Origin of the sequence: Aeromonas sp. Y293-4, assembly GCF_027705905.1 — a bacterium.
Taxonomy (GTDB): domain Bacteria; phylum Pseudomonadota; class Gammaproteobacteria; order Enterobacterales; family Aeromonadaceae; genus Aeromonas; species Aeromonas veronii.
In genome coordinates, this window is record NZ_JAPDCI010000030.1 from 1 (window position 1) to 16,972 (window position 16,972).

General features: G+C 60.4%; 13 protein-coding genes and 1 rRNA gene. 10 read left to right on the plus strand and 4 right to left on the minus strand.

Annotated elements, in window-relative coordinates:
- From rrf to OKC31_RS20530, 8 genes are all read left to right on the plus strand, one after another.
- Positions 1-83 (plus strand): 5S ribosomal RNA (rrf, locus tag OKC31_RS21730); the annotation flags it as partial.
- Positions 84-248: 165 nt separating this feature from the next.
- Entirely contained in the window at positions 249-1,214 is a 966-nt protein-coding gene (gene ebgR, locus OKC31_RS20500; protein ID WP_016349032.1) for a transcriptional regulator EbgR, read from the plus strand.
- 321 nt (positions 1,215-1,535) lie between these two features.
- Positions 1,536-4,610, plus strand: coding sequence for a beta-galactosidase subunit alpha (gene ebgA / locus OKC31_RS20505; RefSeq protein ID WP_247823763.1), 3,075 nt, complete (start codon positions 1,536-1,538; stop codon positions 4,608-4,610).
- Positions 4,607-5,062 (plus strand): beta-galactosidase subunit beta, encoded by a 456-nt coding sequence (locus tag OKC31_RS20510; protein ID WP_270657564.1) that lies wholly within the window; start codon positions 4,607-4,609, stop codon positions 5,060-5,062. The genes ebgA and OKC31_RS20510 overlap by 4 nt, the downstream gene beginning before the upstream one ends.
- 103 nt (positions 5,063-5,165) lie before the next feature.
- Positions 5,166-6,611, plus strand: a complete 1,446-nt coding sequence (locus OKC31_RS20515) for an amino acid permease (RefSeq protein ID WP_270657565.1) — start codon at positions 5,166-5,168, stop codon at positions 6,609-6,611.
- Between the two features lie 76 nt (positions 6,612-6,687).
- Entirely contained in the window at positions 6,688-7,026 is a 339-nt protein-coding gene (locus tag OKC31_RS20520; protein ID WP_270657567.1) for a tRNA-binding protein, read from the plus strand.
- A 165-nt stretch (positions 7,027-7,191) separates the two neighbouring features.
- The gene (locus OKC31_RS20525; RefSeq protein WP_201953874.1) at positions 7,192-8,637 is read left to right on the plus strand and encodes an amino acid permease; all 1,446 of its coding nucleotides are present in this window, start codon (positions 7,192-7,194) and stop codon (positions 8,635-8,637) included.
- Between the two features lie 293 nt (positions 8,638-8,930).
- Positions 8,931-9,881, plus strand: a complete 951-nt coding sequence (locus OKC31_RS20530; protein WP_201953876.1) for a bile acid:sodium symporter family protein — start codon at positions 8,931-8,933, stop codon at positions 9,879-9,881.
- 78 nt (positions 9,882-9,959) lie between these two features.
- Here OKC31_RS20530 and ovoA read toward each other — a convergent pair whose 3' ends face one another.
- On the minus strand, positions 9,960-12,110 hold the full coding sequence (ovoA, locus tag OKC31_RS20535; RefSeq protein ID WP_270657568.1) for a 5-histidylcysteine sulfoxide synthase: 2,151 nt from the start codon (positions 12,108-12,110) through the stop codon (positions 9,960-9,962).
- 366 nt (positions 12,111-12,476) lie between these two features.
- Here ovoA and OKC31_RS20540 point away from each other — a divergent pair, with 366 nt between their 5' ends.
- The gene (locus OKC31_RS20540) at positions 12,477-13,199 is read left to right on the plus strand and encodes a head GIN domain-containing protein (protein WP_247823766.1); all 723 of its coding nucleotides are present in this window, start codon (positions 12,477-12,479) and stop codon (positions 13,197-13,199) included.
- 50 nt (positions 13,200-13,249) lie between these two features.
- Here the strand turns inward: OKC31_RS20540 and fghA are convergent, their stop codons facing one another.
- On the minus strand, positions 13,250-14,086 hold the full coding sequence (fghA, locus tag OKC31_RS20545; RefSeq protein ID WP_247823767.1) for an S-formylglutathione hydrolase: 837 nt from the start codon (positions 14,084-14,086) through the stop codon (positions 13,250-13,252).
- 48 nt (positions 14,087-14,134) lie between these two features.
- A complete protein-coding gene (locus tag OKC31_RS20550) occupies positions 14,135-15,262 on the minus strand; it encodes an S-(hydroxymethyl)glutathione dehydrogenase/class III alcohol dehydrogenase (RefSeq protein ID WP_005342036.1) in 1,128 nt (375 codons plus the stop codon).
- Positions 15,263-15,382: 120 nt separating this feature from the next.
- Here OKC31_RS20550 and OKC31_RS20555 point away from each other — a divergent pair, with 120 nt between their 5' ends.
- Positions 15,383-16,288 (plus strand): LysR substrate-binding domain-containing protein, encoded by a 906-nt coding sequence (locus OKC31_RS20555; RefSeq protein ID WP_005342034.1) that lies wholly within the window; start codon positions 15,383-15,385, stop codon positions 16,286-16,288.
- Between the two features lie 275 nt (positions 16,289-16,563).
- Here OKC31_RS20555 and OKC31_RS20560 read toward each other — a convergent pair whose 3' ends face one another.
- Entirely contained in the window at positions 16,564-16,941 is a 378-nt protein-coding gene (locus OKC31_RS20560; RefSeq protein WP_265783718.1) for a hypothetical protein, read from the minus strand.
- Positions 16,942-16,972 lie beyond the last annotated feature (31 nt).

Below are 16,972 nucleotides of genomic sequence, written 5' to 3' on the forward strand. Positions count from 1 at the left end.
TCCCATGCCGAACTCAGAAGTGAAACGCGGTAGCGCCGATGGTAGTGTGGCATTCGCCATGCGAGAGTAGGACACTGTCAGGCACCTATTTAGAAGAGGCCTCCCATTCGGGAGGCCTTTTTGCATTTCTGCAATTCAAAAATCTGCACCGCCGCCGGCATTTTAGTAAAAGTGCTGGGCTATCAAGGGATTGCCCGTTACTCTTTAGCCGTTACCGATTAACACGTGATGCTGCCAGCGAGGTATTGATGGCTACGTTGAAGGAAATTGCACAGGAAGCGGGGGTTTCTCTCGCGACGGTATCCCGGGTACTGAACGAGGATCCCAGCCTGAGCGTCAAGGAAGAGACCAAGCAGCGGATCTTCGAGATTGCCGAACGGCTGGAGTACAAGACCAGCAGCGCCCGCAAGGGGGTACACAAGAGCAAGCTGCACTTTCTGGTGGTCTATGCCTATCCCCAGAGTACCGAGGTCAACGACCCTTACTATCTCGCTATCCGTTATGGCATCGAAACCCAGAGTGCCCGCCTCAATATCGAACTGACTCATCTCTACAACTGCGGTGAAGGGCGCGAGCTGAGCGCCGTGGATGGCATTCTGGTGGTCGGCACCCTCACAGCCGAGCGTCTCGTCCAGCTAAGGGCTTGTTCCAGCCAGCTGGTGTTTGTCGACTGCCGTTCACAGGGAGAGTTCGACTCGGTCGATGTGGATCTCGCCCTGATCAGCCAGCAGGTCGTCGATTACTTCATCGCGCAGGGGCACCAGCGTATCGGTTATATCGGTGGCCAGGATGAGAATCCGGATCTGCGCGAACTGGCCTTCCGGGATTATGGCCAGCGGCTGGGGGTGGTGCAGGAGAGCGATCTCTATCGTGGGGACTTCTCCAGCGCTTCCGGCTACCAGTTGGCGAAGGAGATGCTGACCGGCGATTGGCCCAAGGCGCTGTTCGTCGCCTCCGATTCCATCGCCATTGGTGTGCTGCGTGCCATTCACGAGAAGGGACTGGCGATTCCCCAGCAGATCGAGCTTATCAGCGTCAACGATATTCCGACCGCCAAGTTCACCTTCCCGCCACTCTCTACGGTGCGAATCCACTCCGAGTTGATGGGCTCCCAGGGGGTCAATTTACTGGTTGAGCGGCTGCGAGACGAGCGTGATATTCCACTCCGAGTGTTGGTACCGAGCAAGCTGACCCTGCGTGGCACTACTCGCTGATTTTAGTAAAACACTCTGCTTTTTAGTCGCACCATCTTGCGGTGGTGCGACACCTCTCCCAAGTAAACTTATTTCCCATATCATCCAATAACTTCATATCATATTGTTTTATAGTTGATTTTATTGCAGTTCAGCCAATGGCTATCAACATCTATGCCACTCATCCATATCTTGCCCTCCTTTATCTCCCGCTTCTGATCTTGCTCACAAAACCATCTGTTCATTGTGATCAGGTTAAAACTTTACCAATCCAAAGCTGATATTTAGTAAATGTTTATCTAGAGTTTACCCAGTCAAAGTTGCCTTGTTCCGGGAGGACATGTGAATAACTGGGAAAACGTCCAATTCGTTGGTGAAAACAGGCTGGCCCCGCGCGCCTACTTCTTCTCTTATGCCGACCACGCGCTGGCGGCCACCATGCAGCGCGAGCTGAGCCGCCGTTTTCTGAGCCTTGGCGGCCAGTGGCAGTTCCACTACTTCGACCACCCCCTGCAGGTGCCGGAGGCCTTCTATCACAGCCCCATGAGCGAGTGGGGCCAGATCACCGTGCCCAACATGTGGCAGATGGAAGGACATGGTCAGCTGCAGTACACCGACGAAGGTTTTCCCTTCCCCATCGATGTGCCCTTTGTGCCGACCAACAACCCCACCGGCGCCTATCAGCGTAGCTTCACGCTGAGCCCGGCCTGGGACGGCGAGCAGGTGATCATCAAGTTTGACGGGGTGGAGACCTACTTCGAGGTCTATGTGAACGGCCACTATGTCGGCTTCAGCAAGGGGAGCCGTCTCACCGCCGAGTTCGATATCAGCGCCTACGCCAACATTGGCGAGAACCTGCTGTCTGTGCGGGTGATGCAGTGGGCTGACTCCACCTATATCGAAGATCAGGATATGTGGTGGATGGCGGGGATCTTCCGCGACGTCTATCTGATGGGCAAACCGGTCGCCCATGTGCAGGACTTCTTCATCCGCACCGCGCTGGCCGATGACAATCAGAGCGCTACCCTGAGCTGCGATATCCAGCTCGAGAACCTGGGGGCGGCTGCCCGTGATCACCGTCTGGTCTGGTCCCTGCTGGATCAGGGCAGCGAGATCGCCAGTGGCTCCCTCGACCATCTCGCCATCGACGGCAAGTGTGATTGCCGCTTCACGCTGGATCTGGCCAATCCCCATCTGTGGAGCGCCGAAGACCCTTACCTCTATCAGCTGCAACTCTCCCTCTACAACGGTCAGGGCGAGCTGCTGGAAGTGATCCCGCAGCGGGTCGGGGTGCGTGAAATCAAGGTCAAGGATGGCCTCTTCTACGTCAACGGCCACTACCTCAAGCTGCACGGGGTGAACCGTCACGACAACGACCACCTCAAGAGCCGTGCGGTCGGCATGGATCGGGTAGAGCGCGATATCGTGCTGATGAAGCAGCACAACCTCAACTCGGTGCGCACCGCCCACTACCCGAACGACCCGCGCTTCTACGAGCTGTGCGACCAGTACGGTCTGTTCGTGATGGCGGAGACCGACGTGGAAACTCACGGTTTTGCCAACGTCGGCGATCTCAGCCGCATCACCGACGACCCCTTCTGGGAGCCGGTGTTCGTGGATCGCATCGAGCGCCACGTGCACGCTCAGAAGAACCACCCCTCCATCATTATCTGGTCGCTCGGCAACGAGTCCGGCTACGGCTGCAACATCAGAGCAATGTACCAGCGCTGCAAGGCGATCGACCCGACCCGGCTGGTGCACTACGAAGAGGATCGCGATGCCGAGGTGGTGGATGTGGTGAGTACCATGTATTCCCGCGTCTCCCAGATGAACTGCTTCGGCGAGTTCCCGATGGCGAAGCCGCGCATTCTCTGCGAATACGCCCACGCCATGGGCAACGGCCCGGGTGGCCTCAGCGAATACCAGCAGGTGTTCGACCGTCATCCCCACATTCAGGGCCACTACATCTGGGAGTGGTGCGATCACGGCATTCTGGATCAGGACGAGCAGGGCCGCCCCGTCTACAAGTACGGTGGCGACTATGGCGACTACCCCAACAACTACAACTTCTGCATGGATGGCCTCATCTATCCGGATCAAACCCCGGGGCCTGGCCTGCGCGAATACAAACAGGTGATCTGCCCGGTCAAGGTGCGCGCGCTGGATCTGGCCAGCGGCAAGTTGGCGGTGGAAAACCGCTACTGGTTCTCCACTCTCGACGATATCCGCCTGCTGGTCGAGGTGAAGGCCGAGGGCGAGCTGCTGGCCAGCCAGCAAATCCGGCTGGAAGGGATTGCCCCCGGTGCCATCACCGAGTTGCAACTCGAGCTGCCATCCCTCGATGGGCGGGAAACCTTTGTCCAGATGCGGGTCATCAAGGCCACCGCCACCCGCTATAGCGCGCCGGAACACGAGCTGGGCCAGTACCAGTTCCAGCTGAAAGAGTCGACTCGCCAGCTGCAGCCCTTTGCCAATCCCAACGCCACCCCGTTGCAGATTGCCGACGAACGGCTTGATCTGACCTTGAGCGGCAGCGGCTTTGCCCTGCGTTTCTCGCGCCTCGACGGCAAGCTGGTGAGCTGGCAGCAGGATGGTATCGAGCTGATTGAGCGCGCTCCGCGCCTCACCTTCTTCAAGCCGATGATCGACAACCACAAGCAGGAGTACGAGAGCCTGTGGCACCCGAACCACCTGCAGATCATGCAGGAGCACTTCCGCACTCTGAGCTGGCGTCAGCTGGGCGAGGCGGTCGAGGTGACGGTCGAGAGTCTGATCGCGCCGCCGGTGTTCGACTTCGGCATGCGCTGCCGTTACGTCTACACCCTGAGCCCGAATGGCCAGCTGCACGTGGCACTCTCCGGCCAGCCCTACGGCGGTTATGACGACATCATCCCCAAGATCGGCTTCGAGCTGGGCATTCGTCAGGATCTCGACCGGGTGCACTACTACGGCATGGGGCCGGGTGAGAACTATCAGGACAGCCGCCAGAGCAACTGGATCGACAGTTTCCAGAGCACAGTCAGCGAGATGTGGGAGCACTACCCCTTCCCGCAGGATAACGGCAACCGCCAGCAGGTGCGCTGGGCGACCCTGACCAACCGCCACGGCGCCGGTCTCTACGTGCGACCCGATGCCCCCATCAACCTGAGCGTCTGGCCCTACAGCTGGGAGCATATCCACGCGGCGCAGCACATCAACGAGCTGGAATCGAGCGGTTATCTCACCCTCAATCTGGATCACAAGGTACTGGGGCTCGGCTCCAACTCCTGGGGCTCCGAGGTGCTGGACTCCTGGCGGGTGCGCTTCGAGCCATTCAGCTTCGGCCTGACCCTGCTGCCCATCGCCCGTGGCAACCTCAATCCGGCTGCGCTGGCCGGGCTCGATCTCACCATCAACGGCGGGAGGAACCTCGCATGATCACCCTGGACAACCTGACCCTGTTCAAAAACATCTACCGGGAGGGCAAGAAGTGGGGCCGCTGCGTGGAGGCCATCAACAACCTGCCGAACCTCAAGCCCGGCATTTGCCACTCCATCGGTGACTCCCTCACCTATCGCTTGCAGGAGGGGGCCAGCCCGGCCACCTCCCTGTTCGAGGGGCAGCGCCGTTACTTCGACGTTCACTACTACCTGGAAGGGGAAGAGACGGTGGAGTGGGCTGCCAAGAGCGAGCTGGTGGTTGAGCAGGCCTATGATGACACCACCGACCGCGAGTGGCTGGCTGGCGAGGTGCGTGAGCGCCAGCAGGTCGGCAACGGTCAGGTGGTGATCTTCGAGAACGACGAGGCTTACCGTTTCGTCGGTGATGCGCCGGTGCGCAAGGTGATCATCAAGGTCACCGTCGAAGGCGGCTACTTCAAGAACAAATAACAAGCCGCCGGTTCTGCACTGATAAAAGCCGGAAGGGCGGGGCTCACCCTACAAATCATGCCCCGCCCTTTCGCTGAGATAACTACAGGTCTGGAGATGCACCATGTCTGGTTCCAAACGCAATACGATAGGCAAGTTTGGTCTGCTGTCGCTTACCTTCGCGGCGGTATTCAGCTTCAACAACGTCATCAACAACAACATCGAGATCGGTCTGGCCTCGGCCCCGATGTTCTTTCTGGCCACCATTTTTTACTTCATTCCGTTCTGCCTGATCATTGCGGAATTTGTGTCACTGAATAAGAACTCCGAAGCGGGGGTTTATGCTTGGGTGAAGAGCTCCCTCGGCGGGCGCTGGGCCTTCATCTCCGCCTACACCTACTGGTTCGTGAACCTCTTCTTCTTCACCTCGCTGCTGCCGCGGGTCATTGCCTACGCCTCCTATGCTTTCCTCGGCTACGAGTACATTCTCACCCCGGTAGCGACCACGGCATTGAGCATGGTGCTGTTCGCCTTTGCCACCTACGTCTCCACCAACGGCGCCAAGATGCTCGGCCCCATCACCTCGGTGACCTCGTCCCTGATGCTGCTGCTGACCCTCTCCTACATTCTGTTGGCGGGTGCGGCACTGGTGAGCGGCGTGCAACCGGCTGACCCCATCACGGTAGAGGCCATGGTCCCCGATTTCAGCTGGGCCTTCCTCGGCATCACCACCTGGATCTTTATGGCAGCCGGTGGCGCCGAGTCGGTGGCGGTCTACGTCAATGACGTGAAGGGGGGCTCCAAGTCATTCGTGAAGGTGATCATCATCGCCGGGATCTTTATCGGCGTGCTCTACTCCATCGCCTCGCTGTTGATCAACGTGTTCGTACCGAGCGGTACCCTGAAATACACCGGCGGCTCGGTGCAGGTGTTCGAGGGGCTGGCGGCTTACTTCGGCTTGCCGGAGATCCTGATGAACCGCTTCGTCGGGCTGGTCTCCTTCACCGCCATGTTTGGCTCCCTGCTGATGTGGACGGCGACCCCGGTGAAGATCTTCTTCTCCGAGATCCCGGCCGGCATCTTCGGCAAGAAGACGGTCGAGCTCAACGAAAACGGCGTGCCCGCCCGCGCAGCCTGGATCCAGTACCTTATCGTGCTGCCGCTGATGGTGATCCCGACTCTGGGCTCCAACACAGCGCAGGATCTGATGAACACCGTCATCAACATGACCGCTGCCGCCTCCATGCTGCCGCCGCTGTTCATCATGCTGGCCTACCTCAATCTGCGGCTGAAGCTCGACCACTTGCCGCGGGAGTTCAAGATGGGGTCGCGCACCACCGGCATCGTCGTGGTCTCGGTGCTGATCGCCATCTTCTCGGTGGGCTTCCTCGCCTCCACCTTCCCGACCGGCGCCGACATCATGACCATCATCTTCTACAACGTTGGCGGGATCGTGATCTTCCTCGGCTTCGCCTGGTGGAAGTACAACCGCTACGAAGGTTCCCTCAGCGCCGAAGCGCGTGCCAAAGAGGCCCAGCCGACAGCGCAGGTTGCCATGCAGACGCCATAGGCACTGAATTGAATCCCAATCAAACCGGGTGGCCGTTGGCCACCCGCAAACCGTTGAACCAGAAAAGGAAAAGAGAATGAGCGAGACGATCGAGTTTGCCGAATTCAAGCGGGTCGAGATGAAGGTGGGCAAGGTGCTGGAGGTGGTGCGTCCCCCCGGGGCCGACAAACTCTACATCGTCCAGATCGACGTGGGTGGCGAGCGGCCGCTGCAGACCGTCACCAGTCTGGTGCCTTACTACAGCGAAGAGGAGCTGATGGGCAGCGAGGTGGTGGTGCTGACCAACCTCAAGCCCACCAGGATGCGCGGTGAGCGTTCCGAGTGCATGTTGCTCTGCGCCGAGACCCCGGACGAGAGCCAGAGCGTACTGTTGCAACCGCGGGTGCCGATGGCGCCGGGCACCCCGATCGTCTGACTGGTATTGCGAGCCGGTGCGGGAGACTGCACCGGTTCACCAACGAGGTCGTCCACGCGGCCGATCATAACAAGAGAGTAAAGCGCGGGGCCGACAGACCCTTGCCGAACACATCACAGAGTCACCGCGTTACCCGTAGGGAGCGCGAGTCCACTGGAGGACACCATGTCTGAATCCGTACGCGGCACCATAGGCAAGTTTGCCCTGTTGTCGATGACCTTTGCCGCCGTGTTCAACGTGCGCAACATCGTCAACAACAACATCGAGCTGGGGCTCAGCTCCGCCCCGATCTTCCTGCTGGCGACCATCGTCTACTTCATTCCGTTCGTTTTCATCATTGCCGAGTTCGTCTCGGCCAATAAAAACTCCGAGTCGGGGATGTACGACTGGCTGAAAAAACCGCTCGGCACCCGGATGGCCTATCTGGGCTCGTTTCTCTACTGGTTCGTGAACCTTTTCTGGTTCGTCTCCCTGCTGCCCAACGTCATAGCCTACGCCTCCTACGCCATGCTGGGCTATGAGTACAGCTTCTCGCCCATGGTCACCTCGATCATCTCCATCGTGCTGTTTGCGGCGGCGACCCATATCTCCACCAAGGGGGCGAGCTGGCTCGGCAAAATTGCCGAGATCGTGGCCTACGGTGTGTTTGCCCTGTTCGCCATCTATGCGCTGGGCGCCCTGATGGCCCTGAGTGGCGATCATGTGCCGGCTCAGCCCATCACCCTGGAGGCGATGACTCCCACCGTCAACTGGGCGACCCTCGGCATCATGTGCTGGATCTTCCAGGCGGCGGGCGGTGCCGAAACGGCGGCGGCCTACCTCAATGACGTGAAGGGCGGCCAGAAGTCCTTCATCAAGGTGATCATCAGTGCCGGCATTGTCATCGGTGCCATGTATGCGGTCGGTTCCCTGCTGGTGAACGTGTTCGTGCCGCGCGAGAGCCTCACCTATGCCGGCGGCATGGTGGAGATCTTCACTGGCATGGCCCAGTATTTCGGGCTCTCCGAGGCGCTGGTGGGCCGCTTCGTCGGCGTGGTGCTGTTTATCGCCATGTTCGGCTCCATGATGATGTGGACCTCGGCGCCGGTGAAGATCCACTTCTCCGAGATCCCGCAGGGGGTTTACGGCGAGAAGACTACCCAGCTCAACGAGCACGGCGTGCCGGTGCGCGCCGCCTGGTGGCAGTTTGTCTTCGTGTTCGCGATGCTGGTGGTCAACGGCTTCGGCTCCGAGTCGGTACAGCAGATGATGAACACCGCCATCAACCTCACCGCTGGCACCGCCATGCTGCCGCCGATCTTCATCATGGTGGCCTACTTCGTGTTTCGCTGGAAACATGACGACACCCCCCGCGACTTCCGCATGGGGTCGCGCACCTTCGGGATGGGTGTGGTGTCGGTGCTGATCGCCATCTTCGTGGTGAGCATGAGCGCCTCCGCCTTCCCGGCCGGGGTGGATCTGGTGCGCGCCTTCTTTATCAACGTCTTTATGACCGCGGTCTTCTCGGCGCTGGCCTACTGGTGGATCTCCCGCTTCGAGAAGCGGCAGGCCCGCAAGCTCGCCGGCAATGAGAAGAAAAGCGGCAACGGCAAGCTGGCCAGCCAGCGCTGATCGGCAGAGCGAAAAAGCGGAACGGGCGGCCTTGGTCGCCCGTTTTTTTATCCATTTCGCGCCGATTTGGCGCTATCTGGCCGCGGGTCATCAACTTCCGCTATTCGACAAAGCAAAGGCGTTAAGCATTGATGAACAATTAACCGCTGCACAACGTTGCGCCTCTCCGTTATCGGGGTAAGCTGGAGGTTCGTTTTAGCGGGAGGTGCCAGACATCTCCCGCTCTGTTTCTTGTCCTCCCCAATCCTGACTGTCGTCACGGCAGCAGGATGCCCTTCTGATGGAGGCCTTTCGTGCGTCTGGATCCCTTTACTGTTGTGCTGATTGCGGTGGTCACTCTGGCCTCCCTCTTCCCCTGCGAGGGGCAGGCAGCCGTCTGGTTCGGTCTGCTGACCAAGCTGGCGGTGGCGCTCCTGTTCTTCATGCATGGCGCCAAGTTGTCGCGCCAGAACCTGCTGGCGGGCCTCGGCCACTGGCGGCTTCATCTGGTGGTGATGCTCAGCACCTTCGTGCTGTTTCCGCTGCTCGGGCTGCTGCTCACCCCGCTGGTGCCCAGCTGGCTGAGCCCGGCCATCTACCTCGGCTTCCTCTATCTCTGCGCTTTGCCAGCCACCGTGCAGTCGGCTATCGCCTTTACCTCGATGGCAGGGGGCAATGTGTCGGCGGCGGTGTGCAGCGCCTCGGCCTCCAGCATCCTCGGCATCTTCCTCTCGCCGGTGCTGGTGGGGATGATGATCCACGTGCAAGGGGAGGGGATCGACACCTGGCACTCCATCCAGTCCATCATGATGCAGCTGATGCTGCCGTTCGTGGTGGGCCACCTGTCGCGCCCGCTCATTGGCCGCTGGGTCGACAGCCATCGGCCGCTCATCGGCAAGTTGGATCAGAGCTCCATCCTGCTGGTGGTCTATGTCGCCTTCAGCGAGGCGGTGGTACAGGGGATTTGGCACCAAGTAGGCTGGTACGATCTGGCCAGTATCGTGTTGCTGAGCTGCGTCTTGCTGGCGCTGGTGCTCTGCTGGAACGTCTGGATCAGCCGTCGCCTCGGTTTCGACAAGGCGGACGAGATCACCATCGTCTTCTGCGGTTCCAAGAAAAGTCTGGCCAACGGGGTGCCGATGGCCAACGTCATGTTCCCGGCCGCCAGCGTCGGCGTCATGGTGCTGCCGCTGATGATCTTCCACCAGATCCAGCTGATGGTCTGCGCCGTGCTGGCCCGCCGCTACCACGAGCAGGGTGATTGATACTCGCGCCGTTTTTGCTGTCATAACAAGAGGGAGGCCGTTGGCCTCCCTCTTCTCATCTGCATGCCGATCGGCGGATTAGCGTTTGCGCCAGACGGTCAGCTGCGCCACCGTGTGCTGGTATTTGCGGGCGGTCTCGCGGATGACGAAGGGCACATCCCGGGGCGGGCAGTGCTCCTGGAACTCCGCCGCCAGCAGCCGTTGCAGCGCCTGATAGGTGGTGAGCGCCTCGCCGTTTTCGCGAATGCCGCCGAGCCAGTTGGCGGGCGGGGTATATTCCGCCAGCCAGGTATAGGGGCTGGTGAGTACCAGCAGGCCACCGCTGCGCAGCCGGGGGGCGATATCCCACAGGAAGCGGGCGGGCTCCCGCAGCCGGTCGATCAGGTTGGAGGCGAGCACCAGATCGTAGTGGTCATATTTGGGCTTGAGGTTGCAGGCATCCCCCTGAGTGAAGTGGATGCGCTCAGCCTGACTCGCCCCCAGCCCGTGGCTCGACAGGCGCGCCTCGCAATACTCCACCAGTTCACCCTCCAGCGGAATGGCGTAGCGGAAGCTGTCCTGGCTGGCGAGGGCCAGCGCCACATCGATGAAGCGGGCCGAGTAGTCCACCCCGTCCACATGCTGGAAGTGGCGGGCCAGTTCGAAGCTGGCGCGGCCGGTGGCGCAGCCGATATCCAGCGCCCGCTGGTGGTTGCTGCAGAGCTCGCCAGCAAGATCAGCAAGCGTCTTGGCGTAGTTGGCTACCCCGAAGTGGCTCGGGCCGTACTGGAAGTCGAGGTACTGAGCGACCAGCGTGTCGGTTTCATAGGGATTCACGATAACGGGTTCCTGATAACGGGAGACCAGATAGCGGAAACCCGCATGCTGGAAGAAGTGACGCCGGAAGGCGTAACGGGATGATTTGAGCGCTTCGTTACCTGTGCTGATCCAGCTGCCCCCCTTGATGAGGGTGTGCTTGCCATCAAAGGTGGGGGTGGAGAAGTCGTCGTAGAGCGGGTGGATTTTAAAGCCGTCGAAGCCATCGATGGCGGTGCTGGTCCACTGCCAGACATTGCCCACCAGATCGAAGAACTCCCCTTGCGGGCAGGCATCCACCGGGCAGGAGGAGGCAAAACGGGCCAGATTGATATTGCCGGGGGCCTCCGTCCAGTCCGGCTGATCGCCGGGAACTTGCTCGCGCAGCAGCATCCATTCTGCCTCGCTCGGCAGCTGGATGGGGAGTCCGGTCTGGGCCGCCTTCCAGCGACAGAAGGCAGCCGCTTCCAGCTGGTTGACCTCGACTGGCCAGTCCCAGGGCATGGCGACCTGCTCGGTCATCAGCCGCAGCTGCAGTTGTTCGGGCTTGGTGGAATCACCCACCCAGAAGGTGGGCATCTGCGCCTTGGCGTACTGGCACCAGCCCCATCCCTCTTCATCCCACCACTGTTGCTGGCCGTAGCCGCCCGCCTGGACGAAGGCGAGGTACTCGGCATTGCTCACCAGCATGCGGCTGGCCTGAAACGGGGCCAGCTCGATATGGCGCTCGCCATATTCGTTGTCCCAGCCGTAGGTGGCGTCCCGCTTGCCAAGGCGCACCTTGCCGCCAGCCACCGGCAGCAGGTTGTTGGCGGGCACCTGATCAATGCGGTGGCGGGCTTCAGTGCAGGCGGGCCAATAAGGCTGCGGTCGCACCCAGGCGAGCGGCAGCTGGCGGATCAGCACGCTGGAGGTCTCGAGGTGGATGCGCTCGTGCTCTATCCCCATCAGGATCACCCAGGCCGGGCTCTGCCAGTCGATGGGCAGGGTGAGCGGCATCTGGCGAATAAAATCGCACACCAGCGTACGGACTCTGGCCCGATAGCTGCGCAGCTCGCTGACTTTGGGCCAGTCGTAGTGGGTTTCGTCCAGATCGTCCCAGCTCATCTCGTCCACCCCGATGGCGACCATGGCCTCGATGCGGGCATCCAGCCGCTGATCGATCAGGCGCGCCGCCAGCAGCTTGTTGATAAAGAAGGCGGCGGTGTGGCCGTAGTAGAAGATGAGCGGGTGGCGCAGCGGGATCGCCTTGTTGAACCAGGCCCGCTCATCGGCCAGACAGTCGAACAGCGAATCGTAGAGATCGAAGGTCTGGCAGAAGTAGGCGAGCAGCTCGCGCCGTTTCTGCTCGGGATCGCTGCCGGTCAGCAGCGGGGTGCGAGTCGGTTCCGGCAGACCGGTGGCGGTGGCATAGAGAGGGCTTGCTTGGGTCACGCTCTGACTCCTTGTTGGCAGTGAAGACTGACAAGACAGTGGTAATGACATTACCGCAATAGAGAGCTTGGTACGCACGAAGTACCACTATTGGCTCAACAGACCGGCAGGACAATCAAAAACGTCCACGGGCTGTCAGCATAGTGACCGGCAGGACGACCCGCCAATCAGCCACAATCATATCCGTTCGAGAATGTTTATTTTCACCAAAATATGGTCTAAATGGCTCTCTAAATTCTTCACTCTGTTCTGGGTGAAATAGTTATTTCCTTTTGAATCATCATGTTAATTTTTGGCTCACGCTTTGCAGAGCATGAAAACCAATTGGCCCTGGATGGCCAACACATAAAAAGGAGGAGAGTAGCGATGAAATGGATGATGGTTGTCATGTTGATGGTTGGGCTCAGTGGGTGTCACTGGCTGGATCAGACCAGAGTGACCGGCGCGGGGGCTGTGGTCGAGCGCCAGCAGGCGCTCGGTGACGGGGTGACCCGGGTTCTGGCGGGGGGGCCTGCCACCCTCCATCTGGTAGCGGGGGAGCCGCGCGGTATCCTGATCAAGGGGCAGGAGAACCTGCTGCCCTATCTGGAGCTGACCGAGAGCGGCGACAAGCTCGAGATCGAGGTGAAGGAGGGTTACCGGCTCGATCCTACCGAGCCGCTGGAGCTGACCATCACCTTGCCGGTGTTGAACGAACTGGCATTGGCCGGGACCGGCAACGGCGATCTGAGCGGCTTCAAGGGCGATGAGCTGGTGCTGTCGGTGGCCGGTACCGGTGACATCGTCGCCAGTCAGCTGGAGCTGAAACGGCTGGAAGGGAATATCGCTGGCACCGGCAGTCTGGAGCTGGGCAGCGGTTCGGCACAGGCCATCGAGCTGAACATTGCCGGATCTGGCGACGTGCTCGGGAGCGAGATGCGCGGCAACGAGGTAGAGGTCAATATCGCCGGCAGCGGTGATGTGGTTGTGCGGGCGCAGGAGACGCTGAAAGTCGGCATCGCCGGCTCAGGCAACATCGCCTACTGGGGCGATCCCAAGGTGGAGCAGCAGATCGCAGGCTCCGGCGGAGTGACCCGAGCGGGCAGTTGATATCAACCGATCACCACAACTAAAACAGGCCCGCAACGGGCCTGTTTTGATCAGAGGTGGCGGGCGTGAAAGCGCAGGTGCGCCTCGATAAAGCTCGCCACGAAGTAGTAGCTGTGGTCATAGCCCTCGTGGCGGTTGAGCTCCAGCGGCCATCCCTTGCTGGCTGCCACCTCGGCCAGCGCATCGATATGCAACTGCTCGGCGAGGAAGGGATCATCCAGCCCCACATCCACCAGGGTGGGCAGCGGCGTGACCGGCTGGTGGCGCAGCAGCTGGCAGGCATCCCACTCCTGCCACAATAGCGGATTGCTGCCGAGGTAGGCGCCGAGCGCCTTCTGGCCCCAGGGGCAGCGGCTCGGGTGGCAGATCGGGCTGAAGGCCGAGACCGAGCGGTAGCGACCGGGCTCCCGCAGCGCGGCGATCAGCGCACCGTGACCGCCCATGGAGTGGCCACTGATGGCGCGTCGGGTCGAGACCGGGAAGTGGGTCTCTATCAAGTCAGGCAGCTCGCGGGTGACGTAGTCATACATCTGGTAGTGCGCCTGCCAGGGGCTCTGGCTGGCATTGACGTAAAAGCCCGCGCCCATGCCGAGGTCATAACCGGGATCGTCCGCTACACCGTCACCGCGAGGGCTGGTGTCCGGCGCCACTATGGCGATGCCGAGTTTGGCGGCGATACGCTGGGCACCCGCCTTCTGCATGAAGTTCTCATCGGTGCAGGTGAGGCCGCTGAGCCAGTAGAGCACCGGCACCTTCTGGCCGGTGAGAGCCTGAGGCGGCAGATAGATGGCAAAATTCATCTCGCAGCCGAGCACACTGGCGCTGTGGCGATAGCGCTTGTGCCAGCCGCCGAAGCTCTTGTTGCTGCTGATAATCTCCAGATTCATCGAAGGACTCCTTCACCCTGCCCACGATGGCGGGCGGGGTGATCATGCTCAGTAGTGGATGACGGTGCGAATGCTCTTGCCTTCATGCATCAGGTCGAACGCCTCGTTGATCTGCTCCAGCGCCATGGTGTGGGTGATGAAGTCATCGAGGCGGAACTCACCCTGCATGTAGCGCTGCACATAGCTCGGCAGTTCGCTGCGACCACGTACCCCGCCGAAGGCGCTGCCGCGCCAGACCCGGCCGGTGACCAGCTGGAACGGACGGGTGCTGATCTCCTGACCCGCTCCGGCGACGCCAATGATGACAGACTCGCCCCACCCCTTGTGGCAGCACTCCAGCGCCGCACGCATTACCTTGACGTTGCCGATGCACTCGAAGGAGAAGTCGACGCCGCCATCGGTCAGCTCGACGATCACCTCCTGAATCGGTTTGTCGTAATCGTTCGGGTTGATGCAGTCGGTGGCCCCCAGCTTGCGGGCCAGTTCGAATTTGCTCTCGTTGATGTCGATGGCGATGATGCGACCGGCCTTGGCCAGACGGGCTCCGATCACCGCCGAGAGGCCGATGCCGCCCAGCCCGAAGATGGCGACGCTCTCACCCTCCTTCACCTTGGCGGTGTTCATCACGGCGCCGATGCCGGTGGTGACGCCGCAGCCGAGCAGGCAGACCTCTTCCAGCGGGGCGGCCGGGTCCACCTTGGCGATGGAGATCTCGGGCAGCACCGTGTATTCGCTGAAGGTGGAGGTGCCCATGTAGTGATAGATGGGCTGGCCATCTTTCGAGAAGCGGGTGGTGCCGTCCGGCATCAGCCCCTTGCCCTGGGTGGCGCGGATCTTCTGGCAGAGGTTGGTCTTGCCGGATTTGCAGAATTTGCACTCGCCGCACTCGGGGGTGTAGAGCGGGATCACGTGATCACCCACCTTGACGCTGGTGACCCCTTCGCCGACCGATTCGACGATGCCGCCCCCCTCGTGGCCGAGAATGCAGGGGAAGACCCCTTCCGGATCTTCACCGGAGAGGGTGAAGGCATCGGTGTGGCAGACGCCGGTGGCGACGATGCGCACCCGCACCTCCCCCGCTTGCGGCGGCATGACCTCAACCTCTTCGATGGAGAGGGGCTGACCGGGGCCCCAGGCGATGGCGGCTTTACACTTGATGCTTTGAACCTGTGCCATGAATGACATCCTTCTTGTTGAGCAGGGTGAACAGAGATGAGTTCGGACATTCAGTGTAGTTTCCCATCGATTTGGTGATAATGAGGGCAAATCTCAAATCACTTTTACACACAGGTAATAATGTTCGGCTGGGAAGGGATCTGTGAATTTGTCAGCGTGGCGGAGCAGGGGGGCTTTACCCCGGCGGCGCGCAAGCTGGGGGTGTCGGTGGCGCAAGTCAGCCGGCAGGTGGCACAGCTGGAGGATCGGCTGCAGGCCAAGTTGCTGCTGCGCACCACCCGTCAGGTGCGGCTCACTGAACTAGGCGAGATCTACTATCGCCACTGCCGTCAGCTGCTCGACAACCTCTACGAGGCGGAGCTGGCGGTAGGGCGCCATCAGGCGGTGCCGCAAGGAACGCTGCGCATCACGGCCCCCGTCTCCTACGGCGAGAGCCGCATCGCCCCGCTGGTGAACGACTTCATGGTGCGTTTCCCCCAGCTGGAGGTGACCCTCAACCTCACCAACCAGCTGCTGGATCTGGTGCATGAAGGCTACGATCTGGCGCTGCGGCTCGGCCACCTCAAGGATTCGACGCTGGTGGCGCGCAAGCTGGCGCAGCGGGTGCCCTATGTCTGCGCCTCACCGGCCTATACCGCCCGCCACGGCATACCCAACAGCCTCTCCGAGCTGACCCGCCACACCTGTCTGGTGGGCAACAGCGACGAGTGGCACTTCACGCTGGATGGGCGCCCCCACAGCGTGCGGGTGCGCGGCCTGTTGCAGTGCAACAGCGGCCACGCCCTGCTGGACGCGGCGCTCAAGGGGATCGGCATTATCCAGCTGCCGGACTACTACGTGAGCGACCATCTGGCCCGAGGCGAGCTGATCGAGCTGCTGCCGGAACTGCGGGCCCCGGCCGAGGGGATCTGGGCCCTCTATCCCCATAACCGCCACCTCTCTCCCAAGGTGCGATTGCTGGTGGACTATCTGGCCGAGCGGCTGAGCGACCCGCACCAACCGGCACTGGTGATGCCGATAGGCTAGGGCGCTCCCCAGCCGTTGACTCACCGGCGGCGGGCGACAGGTGCGATGGCCTGAAAATAAAAGAGCCCTTGAGGAATCAAGGGCTCTTTTGCAGGTAACAACCGGAGAGTCAGCGACCCATCATTCGATGTTTTGGATCTGAAGATAGAGTTAAAAAACAAAACTATTATAAATCAATAGTTTATATTGTGTTTTACCTACTGCTTTGGCTGACGTGATACCGTTTGTGATACCACTTTTACCACGTACCATCGGTCTAAAATTGGGAGAAGAGATCAGTACACAATGCCCAATTTTTCACCGGCACAACCGCTACAAGCAAAGTCATCATGCATCCAGCCGATAGGGTTCAAGGTACGGCAACGACCGCAGACCCGGAAATAACGTCGATTGTTGAGCAGTTTTTCTACCGCTTTATCCACCTCCACCCAAGATATCAGCTTCCCTTCAGAACCTTCGGTAAAAACATTTCTGATATGAGGGTATTCATATTCGCTCAGTTTGGGCATGTCGCCGAACTGCTTGACACAGATCCATTCACACTCAGGCGTATGGCCATTCCAGTGAACTTTACCAACCTCCAGCAGTAGGCCAACCTCATTCGCGCGCAGTCGAATAAAGTCACGCTTGATTTCGTTAATATTTTTTATCATATCCCTTATCTCATTTTGGTGAGGGAGCATG